This is a genomic window from Cellulomonas sp. P4_B5_2 (genome assembly GCF_056402235.1).
In genome coordinates this window covers 1-13,123 of the sequence record NZ_JBFUHU010000193.1, presented here as the reverse complement: position 1 = coordinate 13,123, position 13,123 = coordinate 1, and the positions used below count along the sequence as shown (strand labels likewise).

Annotated in this window: 12 protein-coding genes; 8 read left to right on the top strand and 4 right to left on the bottom strand. The window is 73.2% G+C overall.

Features of this window, described 5'->3' with window-relative positions:
* The coding region (locus AC1DUQ_RS14275; RefSeq protein ID WP_477074010.1) for an ABC transporter ATP-binding protein at positions 1-1,345 on the bottom strand (1,345 nt) is incomplete at its 3' end.
* Positions 1,342-3,198, bottom strand: a complete 1,857-nt coding sequence (locus AC1DUQ_RS14270) for an ABC transporter ATP-binding protein (protein ID WP_477074009.1) — start codon at positions 3,196-3,198, stop codon at positions 1,342-1,344. The genes AC1DUQ_RS14275 and AC1DUQ_RS14270, both read right to left, overlap by 4 nt.
* A gap of 100 nt (positions 3,199-3,298) precedes the next feature.
* On the opposite strand from AC1DUQ_RS14270, the gene guaA reads away from it, so the two are divergent.
* From guaA to AC1DUQ_RS14250, 4 genes are all read left to right on the top strand, one after another.
* Positions 3,299-4,894: a glutamine-hydrolyzing GMP synthase gene (guaA, locus tag AC1DUQ_RS14265; protein WP_477061422.1), complete on the top strand. Its 1,596-nt coding sequence runs from the start codon at positions 3,299-3,301 to the stop codon at positions 4,892-4,894.
* Between the two features lie 14 nt (positions 4,895-4,908).
* Positions 4,909-5,307, top strand: a complete 399-nt coding sequence (locus tag AC1DUQ_RS14260) for a DUF3817 domain-containing protein (protein ID WP_477061423.1) — start codon at positions 4,909-4,911, stop codon at positions 5,305-5,307.
* Positions 5,308-5,358: 51 nt separating this feature from the next.
* Complete coding sequence (locus tag AC1DUQ_RS14255; protein WP_477061424.1) at positions 5,359-6,519, top strand: glycosyltransferase family 4 protein; 1,161 nt, start codon at positions 5,359-5,361, stop codon at positions 6,517-6,519.
* Positions 6,520-6,596: 77 nt separating this feature from the next.
* Positions 6,597-7,601 (top strand): hypothetical protein, encoded by a 1,005-nt coding sequence (locus tag AC1DUQ_RS14250; protein ID WP_477074008.1) that lies wholly within the window; start codon positions 6,597-6,599, stop codon positions 7,599-7,601.
* On the opposite strand, the gene AC1DUQ_RS14245 is transcribed toward AC1DUQ_RS14250, so the two are convergent.
* Complete coding sequence (locus tag AC1DUQ_RS14245; RefSeq protein ID WP_477074007.1) at positions 7,585-9,015, bottom strand: PspC domain-containing protein; 1,431 nt, start codon at positions 9,013-9,015, stop codon at positions 7,585-7,587. The two genes, AC1DUQ_RS14250 and AC1DUQ_RS14245, sit on opposite strands and share 17 nt — an antisense overlap.
* 136 nt (positions 9,016-9,151) lie before the next feature.
* Here AC1DUQ_RS14245 and AC1DUQ_RS14240 point away from each other — a divergent pair, with 136 nt between their 5' ends.
* Genes AC1DUQ_RS14240 through AC1DUQ_RS14230 form a run of 3 tightly spaced genes read left to right on the top strand, consistent with a single transcriptional unit; the run spans position 9,152 to position 11,554 of the window.
* Positions 9,152-10,459, top strand: a complete 1,308-nt coding sequence (locus AC1DUQ_RS14240; RefSeq protein ID WP_477061428.1) for an ATP-binding protein — start codon at positions 9,152-9,154, stop codon at positions 10,457-10,459.
* On the top strand, positions 10,456-11,112 hold the full coding sequence (locus tag AC1DUQ_RS14235; protein ID WP_477061429.1) for a LuxR C-terminal-related transcriptional regulator: 657 nt from the start codon (positions 10,456-10,458) through the stop codon (positions 11,110-11,112). Before AC1DUQ_RS14240 ends, AC1DUQ_RS14235 begins: the two co-directional genes overlap by 4 nt.
* A 25-nt stretch (positions 11,113-11,137) precedes the next feature.
* Entirely contained in the window at positions 11,138-11,554 is a 417-nt protein-coding gene (locus AC1DUQ_RS14230) for an NUDIX hydrolase (protein WP_477061430.1), read from the top strand.
* Here AC1DUQ_RS14230 and AC1DUQ_RS14225 read toward each other — a convergent pair.
* A complete protein-coding gene (locus AC1DUQ_RS14225; protein WP_477061431.1) occupies positions 11,551-12,681 on the bottom strand; it encodes a serine hydrolase domain-containing protein in 1,131 nt (376 codons plus the stop codon). The two genes, AC1DUQ_RS14230 and AC1DUQ_RS14225, sit on opposite strands and share 4 nt — an antisense overlap.
* A gap of 94 nt (positions 12,682-12,775) precedes the next feature.
* On the opposite strand from AC1DUQ_RS14225, the gene AC1DUQ_RS14220 reads away from it, so the two are divergent.
* On the top strand, positions 12,776-13,123 hold a 348-nt coding region (locus AC1DUQ_RS14220; RefSeq protein WP_477074011.1), incomplete at its 3' end, for an alcohol dehydrogenase catalytic domain-containing protein.

Genomic DNA, 13,123 nt, shown 5'->3' with positions numbered 1-13,123 from the left:
GGGCACGCTCGAGCGCGGCCGCGTCGGCGTCCACCTGGGCGAGGCGAAGGTTGTCGGCCMCCGACCCGACGAACACGTGGTGCTCCTGGGTGACCAGGGCGACGTGCCCGCGCAGCTCCTCGAGCGGCAGGTCGATCAGCGGCACGCCCCCGACCGTCACCGTGCCGTCCGTGGGCGGGTGGATACCGGCGAGCATCCGGCCGAGCGTCGACTTGCCGGCACCGGACGGTCCGACGACCGCCAGGCGCTCCCCGGCCGCGAGGTCGAGATCGATGCCGTGCAGCACGTTGTGACCCTCGCGGTACGCGTAGGTGAGATCCCTGGCGGCGATGTCCTCGTCGACCGGCGTGCCCTCCCGGGTCTGGCGGTCGGGCTCGACCAGCTGGACGCCGACGATCCGCGCGAGCGACGTGGCGGCCACCTGGATCTCGTCGACCCAGAAGATCAGCTCCCAGACGGGACCGGTGATCTGGTACGTGTACAGGACGATCGTCGTCACCGCGCCGACCGAGACGTGCCCCTGCGAGGCCAGGTAGCCGCCCCAGAACAGCACGGCGGCGGGGGCCAGGACGAACGTGAGGTCGATGCCCGGGAACAGGATCGTGCGCAGCCGGAGCGTCGCCTTCTCCGCCTCGAACGCCTCCGCCAGGTCGTCGTTCACCCGCTGCATGCGGCGCGCGCCGAGACGGAGGGCGTCGACCGTCCGGGCACCCTCCACGGACTCGGTGATCGTGCCGTTGAGCACCGCGTACGCCGCGGACTCGCGCTGGTACGCCGGGGTCGCGCGCTTGAGGTACCAGCGCACGATGAACAGCAGCGTCGGGACGCCGAGGAACATCGCCAGCGAGACCACCGGCGAGAGCACGAGGCACGCGACGATCGTCAGCGAGATGGTGACGACCGCGACGATCACGCGCGGCACGCCGAAGCGGACCGCGTGCTGCAGCTTGTTGACGTCGTTGGTGGTGCGCGCCACGAGGTCGCCCGTACCCGCGCGCTCCACAGTGGACAGCGGCAGGGCCGTAACCTTCTCKATGAACTCCTCGCGCAGCTCCGCGAAGACCTCCTCGCCGAAGATCATCGACGAACGCTGGGCGAACCGGATGAGGACCGTCTGGGCCAGCACGGCTGCCGCACCGATGGCGATGAGCGTGTTGACGTACCCGACGGTGGTGCCGTCGGTCACGGCGTCGATGAGCATGCCCAGCAGCCACGGGCCGGCCAGCCCCGCGGTGGCGGCCAGCGTGTGCAGGACCGCGATCAGCGTCAGCGGCCGGTGGTGCTTGCGGAACAGCAGGCCGGCGTAGGCGCGGACCGTCGCCGAGTCGGCGATGGGGAGCTTCATGACTGACCTCCTCTGTTCTCTCCTGCCGTGCCCGCGGACTGCGCGGCCATCAGCTCCTGGTACAGGCGCTCGTCGTCCTCGAGCGCCTCGACCGTGCGGTTCTCCAGCGACTCCTCGTYCATGTTCCGCCCGACGACGGCCCGGTAGGCGCGGGCCACCTCGAGGTCGCCGGCGCCGTGCACGAGCAGCGCGTCGTGCGTGCCGCGGGCGACGACGACGCCGTCCTGCACGAACGCGACCTCGTCGACGTGGTCCAGCACCAGCGGGCTGGCCGTCACGACGAGCGTGGTCCGGCCGCGCCGGACGTCCGCCAGCCGTGCCGCGATCCGCGCCTCCGTGTGGGCGTCGACCGCGCTGGTCGGCTCGACGAGCACGAGGATCTCGGGGTCGATGAGGAGCGCCCGCGCGAGGGCGACTCGCTGCCGCTGCCCGCCGGACAGCGAGCGGCCCTTCTCGGGCAGCTCACCGGCGAGCCCGTCGGGCACCGAGTCGAGCACGTCCTGCGCGTCGGCCGTGCCGATCACGCGCAGCAGGTCGTCCTCGGAGGCGTCGCCGCGCACGTCGAGCTCCTGGGCCAGGAGTCCGGAGAACAGGTGCGGCGTCGCCTCCGCGACGACGATGCGTTGGCGGACGACGTCCTTGTCCAGCTCGGACAGGAGCACGCCACCCAGGCGCACGGGGGTGTCCTTCTCGGCCTCGTCGTCGAACCGGCCGAGCCGGGTCGCGATGCGCGCGGTCTCGTCGGGGTCGACGCTCACCAGCGCGACCACCCGGCCGGCCGCGAGGTCCAGGCCGCTGACCTCGTCGACCAGCGACGAGTGCGATCCCGGCGCGGCGGCCGTCCCGCCGGTCGCTCCCGTGGCGGGGACGACCTGGAGCACCTTGACCACCTTGCCGGCGCCGATGTGCGCGCGCGTCGCGGCCTGCAGCATCTGCGTGGCGTTCTGCACGGGCCACGACAGGAACGCCGCGAAGCCGTACGTGGACACGAGCTGACCGGGCGTGATGGTGCCGGCCAGCGCCATGTGCGCGCCGAGCCAGATGAGCGTGATGACGAACGCGCCGGGCAGCAGCACCTGCAGCGCGTCCAGGATCGACTGCGTCTTGGCGACCTCGACCCCGCGGCGCCGCGTCTCCTGCGACTGCGCGCGGTAGCGGCCGGTGAAGACCTCCTCGCCGCCGATGCCGCGCAGGATGCGCAGCCCCGAGACGGTGTCCGAGCCGAGCGTGGTCAGTCGGCCCGACGCCTCGCGCTGAGCCGCCTGCCGTCGGGAGAGCGGCTTGACCAGCAGGCCGAGGATCGCGGCGACCGTGGGCAGGCCGAGCACCACCACGAGTCCGAGCGGGACGGACACGCGCAGCATGAGCACCGCGACGATGCCGTACGCGACGAGGCTGCCGAGGAAGTGCGCGGCCATCGCGAAGACCTCGCCGATGCGCAGCGCGTCGTTGGCCACCGCGGAGACGACCTCGCCCGTCGGGAGCTCCTTGGTGATCGTGTGGCCGGAGCGGGCGACGGTCCTGCCGACCAGCTGCGACGAGGTGAAGGCCGCGCGGAGCCAGTTGTTGACGTCGTACCGGTGCCCGATGGCGGACGCCGTGATGATCACGGCACCGAGCGCCAGGAGCGTGCCGCACGCCCGCCACAGGTCGGGGCCGAAGCCGCTGTCCAGACCGTCGTCGATCGCGCGACCGACCACGTACGGGGTGAACGCCTGGCACGCGAACATGGTGATGCCGAGGCCGACCGCCGTCAGGAGGATGCCCCACTGCCGGCGCGCGAGCCACCAGAGCAGCGCGACGGGCCCGCTCAGAGGCGGGGTACCGGGATCGTCGAGGGGGAGGGAACGCACGAGGAGCCACGTTACGTGCGGGTACTGACATCGATCGAACCGTTTTCCGTGACGTCGGACGCAGGACGGACCTCCCCTGCGCGCCGACTACCCTGAGGGCGTGACGCAGACGCCTGACCTGGCCGCCACCACCCACCGCCCCGTGCTCGTCGTCGACTTCGGCGCGCAGTACGCGCAGCTCATCGCGCGGCGCGTGCGCGAGGCCAACGTGTACTCCGAGATCGTGCCGCACACGGCGTCGGTCGCGGACCTGCTGGCCAAGGACCCGGCGGCGATCATCCTGTCGGGCGGCCCCTCGTCGGTGTACGCGACCGGTGCGCCGTTCGTCGATCCCGCCCTGTTCGAGGCGGGCGTCCCCGTGCTCGGCATCTGCTACGGATTCCAGGCCATGGCGGCGGCGCTCGGCGGGACGGTCGCCCAGACCGGCCAGCGTGAGTACGGCGGGACGGCCGTCGAGGTCACGTCCGCCGGCACGGTGCTGTCCGGCAGCCCGGACTCGCAGACGGTGTGGATGAGCCACGGCGACGCGGTGCACGCCGCGCCCGAGGGGTTCGAGGTGCTCGCCACGTCGGCGGGCAGCCCGGTCGCCGCGTTCGAGGACCGCGCCCGTCGCCTGTACGGCGTGCAGTGGCACCCCGAGGTCAAGCACTCGCCGCTCGGCCAGAAGGCGCTCGAGAACTTCCTGTACGAGGGCGCCGGCCTGGTCCCCGACTGGAACGCCGGGAACGTCGTCGCGGAGCAGGTGGAGAGGATCCGCGCGCAGGTCGGCGACGCGCGGGTCATCTGCGGGCTCTCCGGCGGCGTGGACTCCTCGGTGGCCGCGGCACTCGTGCAGAAGGCCGTCGGCAGCCAGCTGACCTGCGTGTTCGTCGACCACGGCCTGCTGCGGTCCGGCGAGGCCGAGCAGGTGGAGAAGGATTTCGTCGCCGCCACGGGCGTGCAGCTCAAGGTGGTCGACGCCCGCGAGCGGTTCCTGCACGCGCTCGCCGGGCACACCGACCCCGAGACCAAGCGCAAGATCATCGGCCGCGAGTTCATCCGGGTGTTCGAGCAGGCGGCGCGAGAGATCATCGAGGGCTCAGCGGAGGCCGGCGAGGGCGAGGAGGTCAAGTTCCTCGTCCAGGGCACCCTCTACCCGGACGTGGTCGAGTCCGGCGGTGGCGAGGGCGCGGCGAACATCAAGTCGCACCACAACGTGGGCGGGCTGCCCGACGACCTGCAGTTCGAGCTGGTCGAGCCGCTGCGCACCCTGTTCAAGGACGAGGTCCGTGCGGTCGGCCTGGAGCTGGGGGTGCCCGAGGGCATCGTCTGGCGCCAGCCGTTCCCCGGACCCGGGCTGGGCATCCGCATCATCGGCGAGGTGACCGCCGAGCGCCTCGACATCCTGCGCGCGGCCGACGTCATCGCCCGCGAGGAGCTGACCCGCGCGGGACTGGACCGCGACATCTGGCAGTGCCCGGTCGTGCTGCTCGCGGACGTGCGCTCGGTGGGCGTGCAGGGCGACGGCCGGACCTACGGGCACCCGGTCGTGCTGCGGCCGGTGTCGTCGGAGGACGCGATGACCGCCGACTGGACCCGCCTGCCCTACGACGTCCTGGCGACGATCTCGACCCGGATCACCAACGAGGTGCCCGAGGTCAACCGCGTCGTCCTCGACGTGACGAGCAAGCCGCCGGGCACGATCGAGTGGGAGTGACTGGGAGTGACACAGTGACCGAGACCCCGACCACGACGAACGTGGACCCCTGGGTGCGCAAGGCCGCAGGGGCGACGAAGCGCTACCGCGTGCTCGCGTGGATCACCGGCACCATGCTGCTGCTGCTCTGCGTCGAGCTGGTCCTCAAGTACGTGTTCCACGCGAGCGGGGTGGACGCCTCYGGCACGCCGAACCCGGTCATCGGCTCCTGGATCGCGTACGCGCACGGGTGGATCTACGTCGTCTACCTGGTCACGGTCTTCGACCTCTGGTCGAAGATGCGCTGGCGGCTCGGGCGGCTCGCGACGATGGCCGCGGCCGGCGTCGTGCCGGTCATGTCGTTCATCCTCGAGCGCAAGGTGCACGCGCAGGCGCTCGCCCGCATCGAGGCCGCCGGTGGCGCACGCGGGTGACATGTCCTGTGTCGTGGTCAGTCGTCCGGTTCGCGCCGTTACGGTGAGCGCGTGCTGATCGTCCACGTCTCCGACTGCTACGCACCGCGCACCGGGGGGATCGAGTCGCAGGTGGGTGACCTCGCCGCGCGGCAGGTCGCCGCCGGGCACGAGGTGCACGTCCTGACGGCCACGCTCGGCGTCGGCGGCGAGCGCGGGGGTGTCGTCGACCTGGAGCACGGGGTCCGCGTGCACCGGCTCGGTGCACGGCTCCCGTTCGACCTCCCCGTGAACCCCGTCGGCCCGCGACTGGTCCGCGAGGCCTACGCCGCCCTGCGTCCCGACGTCGTGCACGTGCACGCCGGGGTGCTGTCCCCGTTCGCGTACGACGGTGCCCGGATCGCCCTCGACGCCGGTCTGCCGACGGCGATCACGTGGCACTGCATGCTCGACGGCGTGGTCGGTGCCCTGCGGACCGCAGTGGGTCGGACGCACTGGCAGCGGACGCCCGCCGCGCTGAGCGCCGTCAGCCACGCCGCGGCCGCCCGTGTGCGCGAGGTGTTCGGTACCGAGGTGTCGGTGATGCCGAACGGGATCGACCTCGACCTCTGGGCCCCCAGGAGCTTCTCCGAGGGGCGGGGGCGCCCCGGCGAGCACGGGCCGCTGCGGCTGGTGTCGACGATGCGCCTCGCACCGCGCAAGCGGGCGGTGCCGCTGGTCGAGCTGGTCGGCCAGGCCGCGCGTCGGCTGCCGCCCGATCGGTTGCGCCTGTCGATCATCGGGTCCGGGCCGGCCCAGGGCCGGGTCGCGTCGGCGGTGGCGGGGCAGGGGCTGCAGCACGTCGTGGACCTGCGCGGTCGGCTGACCCGGCCCCAGGTCCGCAGCGCCTACACCGACGCCGACGTGTTCCTCGCCCCGGCGGAGCTCGAGGCGTTCGGCATCGCCGCGCTCGAGGCCCGCACGGCCGGGCTGGCGATCGTCGCCCGGCGCGGCACGGGGATCGAGGAGTTCGTCGAGGACGGTGTGGACGGCCTCCTGGTCGCCGACGACGCCGAGATGACCGAGGCGATCGTGCAGCTCGCGCGAGACGGCCGCCTGCTCGAGGGCATGCTCTCGCACAACCGCGCGGTGCGGCCCCGGTTCGGGTGGGACGACGTGCTGGCCGCCGCGGACGGCGAGTACGCGAGGGCACGCGCGGCGAAATCTCCCACTTCGTCACCCGCCCCTCACTAGAGTCGGTCTCGTTGGACGGTTCTGTCAGGGGCCGCACGGCACACCTGCCCGTCCTCTGGGGGTTCAGAGAGGGAGACATGACGACGACGACGGGACAACCGAGGTCGGTCCGCGTGCTCGGGCTGCTGACCATCATCTTCGGGATCATCTTCATCATCGCGGGTGGCATCACGTGGGGCGCCGTCGCCAGCAACCTGGCGGCCGAGCAGATCACGGTGTCCGAGGACGCGCAGGCGTTCGGCGGCCAGCTGGTCGACACCCCGTGGGAGGCCTGGTTCCAGGCCGACATCATCAACACCCACGCACTCGAGGCCACCGACGGCCAGACCTACGCGCAGCTGGACCAGGACGACGAGCGCCGCGGCACGGTCATGACGGCCTCGTTCCTGCGCGCCTCGTTGTTCACGTCGGTCGTGGCGTTCGGCGTCGCGCTGCTCGTGGTCGGCATCGGCGTCGTGTTCATCCTCATCGGGTGGGCGCTGCGCAAGGTCGGCACCACCACCTACTCGAGGTCTCTCCGCCCGGCCGTCGCCGTCTGCCCGTCTGCTCAGCGCCGGGCGTTGCGTGCTCCGCTCACGATCGAGCCGACCAGCAGCGCGGTCCCGGCGACCGCGAGGAGCACGATCATCGCGAGCTGGAGGTCGATCTCGACCCCCGCCGCCCACGCGAGCAGGCCGACGCCGATCGCGGCGATGACCAGGCCCCAGACGACGGTCCCGACCCGCAGGCGGCGGCGGGGCGGGTCGACGGGTGCGGGCTCGGACGGCGCGACCTCCGCGACGAACGGGTCCGGGCTGCTGGACGGCACGTCGGCCGGCGCGGGGCGCTCCGACGGGGAGTACAGCGCGCCGATCGGGGACGTCTCCGGGCCGGGCTCGGGCGACCCGAACGGTGCCGGCTGCGTGACGGGCAGCGGCGTCGTCTCGTCGAGCGCGAGCACGGGGTGCTCGTCGTCAGCGGTCTCCTCGACCGGGAGGACGGCGGTGTCGTCGGCGGCGGGCTCCGGGTCGGAGACCGGCAGGGCGAGCGTCTCGTCGTCGTCGCGGGGGGTCTTGTCGGTGGACATCAGTTCTCCTCGATGATCGAGACGTCGCCGGCGCCGATCTGCACCTGCAGGGCGAGCTGCGGGCCGTCGGGGCCGACGTCGTCGGTCGTGAAGGTGCGGGGGTTGAGGCCGACACCGTCGACGCTCCTGCTCTGGCCGTCGACGTCCCAGCGCACCGTGCCGGCGCCGGCCTCGACGTCGGCGGTCACGCTCGCGTCGGCGGGCACGATGACGGTCAGGTCACCGGCGGCGAGCGAGATCGGGACCTCGAGCGTCTCCGAGGTCAGGGTCACCTCGGTGAGGTCGATGGTGGCGTCGCCGAACCCCATGGAGAAGCCGTCCGCGGCCTCGGAGCGGTCGGTGACCACCGCGACGCCGTCGGCCGCGAAGTCGTGCCGCGCGTCCGAGGACCAGTTCCACGTCGTGTTCTGGACGGCGCCGAGGGGCACGGCGGCGATGATGCCGACGACCGCCAGCCCGCCGAGCGCGCCGCTGGTGCGGCCGCGCAGACCGGACACGATGATGCCGAGACCGGCCAGGACGATGCCGATACCCAGCGCGGTGAGCGCGACGGGTCCGGTGAAGTCGCCCGAGCGCTCGGCCATCAGCAGCAGAGCGAGGGCCAGCAGGCTGAGCGCGACGACCACACCGACCGTGCCGACGCCGGCGCCGGGGGTGCGCGGACGCGGGGGGCGCGGGGGCCGCGGGGGACGCGGCGGCTGCACGGGTCGGGGAGCAGGAGCGGGAACAGGAGCCGGCTGCGGTGCGGCGTAGGACGTCCAGGCAGGGGCAGGTGCCGGGGGGACGCCGTAGGCGGACGTCGTCGGCGGGGTGTCCGTGACCGGCGTGGCGTACGTGCTCGCGGCGGGGTAGCTCGCGGCGGGGTAGCTCGCTGCGGGGTAGCTCCCTGCGGGGGCGGGCGGCACGTACGGCGTGAACGGCGGCGCCGGGGGGCGCGGCTGGGACGACTTCTGGTTGGCGACGACCGCGATCAGCGTGACGATCCCGCCGATGAACGCGAGCCACAGGATGCCCTGGACCCATCCGGGCGGACCCCAGAAGAAGAACCAGCTGTCGCCGCGGTTGATGCCGACGATGACGAAGGCGAGGGCGCCGAGCAGCGCGATGTCGAACCGGCCGAGGATCATCTCCTCGAGGTGGATTCGACCGTCGCGTCGCTCGGGCAGCAGCGCCCAGGCGACGCCGTACGCCACCAGGCCGAGGCCGCCCAGCAGGAGCGTCGCGACGAAGATGCCGCGGACCAGCAGGGGGTCGATCCCGAAGCGGTCGCCGATGCCGCCGCTGACGCCGCCGATCCAGCGGTCGTCGGCGCGGGTGATGCCGAGGCGGCGCACCCCGGCGAAGAAGCTGTTCGAGTGCTGCGCGGGGGCCGGGTCCGGTGCCGGGGCGGCCGGTGCCGGCTCCGGGCCGGCGGGGGTGGTCGTGTCCATGACTCGATCCTGCTCGCCCGGACGCGCGCCCGGCATCGGGTGGTCCCCTGAGCGCACCCTGATCCTGGGTCCGCGAACCCCTGAACCGACCCCGGACGCGACCCCGGAAGGCCTCGCGGCGTGTGACGATCGGACCGTGCACCCGACCACGCCCGTTCTCGCGCCGACGCGCCGGCTGCCGCTGCGTCGTCCCGCGCGCGGGCGGTGGTTCGGTGGTGTAGCCCTCGGCCTGTCTGCGCATCTCGACCTGCCGGTCGGGCTGGTGCGGTTGGCGTTCGTCGTGCTCACCCCCGTCGCAGGCGTCGGCCCTCTGCTGTACGTGTTCTGGTGGCTCGCGGTCCCGGCGGGCGACCCCGCCGCGGCTGCGCAGGACATCCGCCCGAGCGCGCTGAGCCGTCTTGCCCGTCGGCAGGCCGTCATCGAGCCCGGTCGGCGCATCCCCGTGACGGACATCGCCATCGGCGCGGTGCTGGTGATCGCGGCCGCGTTGCTGATCGCGGTCCGGTCCGGGGCCGACGTGGACGCGGACTGGCTCCTGCCCGCCCTGATCGTCCTCTCGGGGCTGTGGCTGGCGTGGAGCCAGCTCGACGAGCTGCAGCGCGGGCGCCTGCGGGACCGGGCCGGCGGGCGGACTCCCGTGAGCCTCCTGCGGGTCGCCGGCGGGATCCTGCTCGCGGGCGTCGGCGTGCTCCTGTTCGTCGGCCTCGCGTCCGGGGAGGGCGTCGACACGGCGACCCTCGCGCAGTCGATCGTCGCGGCGCTCGTGATGCTCGGCGGCGTGGCCCTGGTGCTCACGCCCTGGTGGCTGCGGCTGGTGCGGGAGCTCGGCGACGAGCGGGCCGCCCGCGCGCGCGAGTCGGAGCGCGCGGACATCGCCGCCCACCTGCACGACTCCGTGCTCCAGACGCTGGCCCTGATCCGCTCGCGGGCCGACGATTCCGCGGAGGTCGCCCGCATGGCGCGTGCGCAGGAGCGCGAGCTGCGCGAGTGGCTCTACGACGACCGCCCGGCGCCGGGCACCTCGGTGGCGGCGGCGCTGCGGGGGATCATCGCCGAGGTGGAGGACTCGCGCTCGGGTCCGACCGGCGACCCCGTGGCCGTCGAGTCGGTGGTGGTCGGGGACCGGGTCCCCGACGCCGACACCGAGGCGCTGCTGCAGGCGACGCGCGAGGCGCTGGTCAACGCGGTGGTGCACGGGCGGCCGCCGGTGTCGCTCTACCTCGAGGTGGGTGCGACCGAGGTCGAGGTGTTCGTCCGCGACCACGGCGACGGGTTCGACCTCGACGAGGTGGGCACCGACCGGTTCGGGGTGCGGGAGTCGATCATCGGGCGGGTGCGTCGTCGTGGCGGCGCCGCCACCGTCACCAGCAGCCCCGAGCGCGGGACCGAGGTGCACCTGGTGGTGCCGATCCGGGTGTCGGACGAACAGGGAGTGCAGTCATGAGCGAGCCAGTCGACGTGGTGCTGGTGGACGACCACCACATGTTCCGGACCGGCGTGAAGGCGTCGCTCGACGCCGGCGTGCGGGTGATCGGCGAGGCGGACACGGTCGACGAGGCGATCCGGCTGGTGCGCGAGCTGAAGCCCCCGGTCGTGCTGCTCGACGTGCACCTGCCCGGCGGCGATGGGGGAGGCGGCGCCGAGGTGATCAAGGCGTGCACCGACCTGCTGGGCCAGACCCGGTTCCTCGCCCTGTCGGTGTCCGACGCCTCCGAGGACGTGGTCGCGGTCATCCGCGCCGGCGCCCGCGGGTACGTCACCAAGGCGATCGACGGCACCGACCTGTCCGACGCGGTCCGCCGCGTGGCCGGCGGGGACGCCGTGTTCTCGCCGCGGCTGGCAGGGTTCGTGCTCGACGCGTTCGGCGCGGCCGCGGGCGACATCGCGATCGGAGACGACGAGCTGGACCGGCTCTCCGCCCGCGAGCGCGAGGTCATGCGGCTCATCGCGCGCGGGTACTCCTACCGCGAGGTGGCGTCCGAGCTGTTCATCTCGATCAAGACCGTCGAGACCCACGTCTCGGCGGTCCTGCGCAAGCTCCAGCTGTCCAGCCGCCACGAGCTGACGCGCTGGGCGGCGGCACGACGGCTGCTGTAGCCCGGGGAGCCCTAGGCTCCTGCGGGTGAAGCAACGCGTCGCGGCCTACGCCATCGTCGTCGAGTCCGGGCGGGTGCTGCTCCCGCACTGGTTGGAGGGGCCAATCTCGGGGTGGACCCTTCCCGGCGGCGGCATCGACCCGGGGGAAGACCCTGCCGACGCCGCCGTGCGGGAGGTGTACGAGGAGACCGGGTACCACGTGGTGCTCGACGAGCTGCTAGGCATCGACTCGATCGTCATCCCGGCCGCCACGCGTCTCGACCCCACCGAGGGAGACCTCCACGGGTTGCGGATCATCTACCGCGCCCACGTCGTCGGCGGTGAGCTGCGCGACGAGGCCGACGGCAGCACCGACACCGCGGCGTGGTTCGACCTGGCCGAGGTGGCGGGGCTCGACCGGGTCGAGCTGGTCGACATCGGCCTGCGGCTGGCCGGGCACTAGAGGGATCCGTACCAGGCCTGCAGGTACGCGTCCGAGCGGGCCGAGCCGAGGATCCCCGGGGACATCCGATTCATCACGTAGGCGAACGTGAGCCCGCGGTCGACGTCGTTGACGACGAGCGAGCCGCCCCAGCCACCCCAGAACGCCACGCGTCCCTCGGGGATGTACGGAGTGCTCGCCGGGTGGGACACCGCGTAGCCGAGACCGAACCGCAGGGGCACGCCGAGCACGAGGTCGACGTTGTCGGTGTGCTGCGCGAACACCAGGTCGACGGTCGCGGGGGAGAGCAGCCCGCCCCCGCCGTTCGTGAGCACCGACTGGACCGTCGCCACCGAGCGCGCGTTGCCGTGGCCCCCGGCGCCCCCGATCCCGGCGGCCTTCCACTCCCGGGTCCAGGTGATCGAGGCGTCGAGCACCGGCCCGGTCAGCGTGCGGCGCGCGGGGGAGTCCGGTGGCAGCTGCGTGAGGTCGATCTGCGAGGGCGGCGGCGGGACGACGTGGCTGACGCGCACGTCCTGTGCTGGCGGCAGGCCGAGCCAGAAGTCGGCGCCCAGCGGCTCCGCGATCTCGGCGCGGAAGAACTCGCCGAGCGGCCGGCCCGTGACGCGCAGGACGAGCTCGCCCACCAGGTGCCCGTAGTCGAGCAGGTGGTAGCCGGACAGCGTGCCGGGCGGCCACCACGGCGCCTGGGCGGCGAGCCGGGCGGTCGCGGCGGGGACGTCGAGGATGTCCTCGCCGGTGACCGGCTGGTCCCAGCCCGAGACGCCCGAGGTGTGGTTGAGCACGTGCCTGACCAGCACGCCCTCCTTGCCTGCCGCCTTGAACTCGGGCCAGTAGGCGCCGACCGGCTCGTCCGGGTCGAGCAGCCCTCGGTCGACGAGCAGCAGCGCGCACAGGGATGCCATGGTCTTGGAGATCGACCACACGTTGGTCAGCGTGTCCGCCGTCCACGGCGTCGTCCGCGCGGGGTCCGCCCAGCCGCCCCAGAGGTCGAGCACGAGCGTGCCCCGCTCGACGACGGCGACGCTCGCGCCGAGCTCCGCGCCCGCGTCGAGGTGCTGCTGGAACGAGGCGCGCAGTGCGGAGAACCGCTCGTCGGCGAAGCCCTGGACCGGCGTGCTCGTCATCGAGCCCTCCTGCGTCGGCGGATCGTGTGTACTCTGACCTGCAACATACCGCGCGGTCGGTATGGCGACAACGTCGTCGACTCCGGAGGTGCACGTGCAGATCGTGGGCGCGGTGCTGGAACGGGCGGGCTCCCCGGCTCCGTTCGCGACCTCCCGGCCGTTCACCGTCGGCGCCCTGGAGCTGGACGGCCCCGGACCCGGTGAGCTGCTGGTCCGCATCGAGGCCGCGGGCGTCTGCCACTCGGACCTGTCGGTCGTCGACGGCAACCGGGCCCGGCCCACGCCGATGCTGCTCGGGCACGAGGCCGCGGGGATCGTCGCGGAGCTGGGCCCCGGCGTCGACGACCTGGCCACGGGTGACCGCGTCGTCATGACCTTCCTCCCGCGCTGCGGAGGCTGCCCCGAGTGCGCGACCGACGGGCGCCTGCCGTGCCGGGTCGGC

Excerpts from the sequence above, each read along its gene's own strand:
- AC1DUQ_RS14250 (WP_477074008.1), top strand. The coding sequence starts at position 6,597 with ATGACGACGACGACGGGACAACCGAGGTCGGTCCGCGTGCTCGGGCTG.
- AC1DUQ_RS14245 (WP_477074007.1), bottom strand. The coding sequence starts at position 9,015 with ATGGACACGACCACCCCCGCCGGCCCGGAGCCGGCACCGGCCGCCCCG.
- AC1DUQ_RS14235 (WP_477061429.1), top strand. The coding sequence starts at position 10,456 with ATGAGCGAGCCAGTCGACGTGGTGCTGGTGGACGACCACCACATGTTC.
- AC1DUQ_RS14225 (WP_477061431.1), bottom strand. The coding sequence starts at position 12,681 with ATGACGAGCACGCCGGTCCAGGGCTTCGCCGACGAGCGGTTCTCCGCA.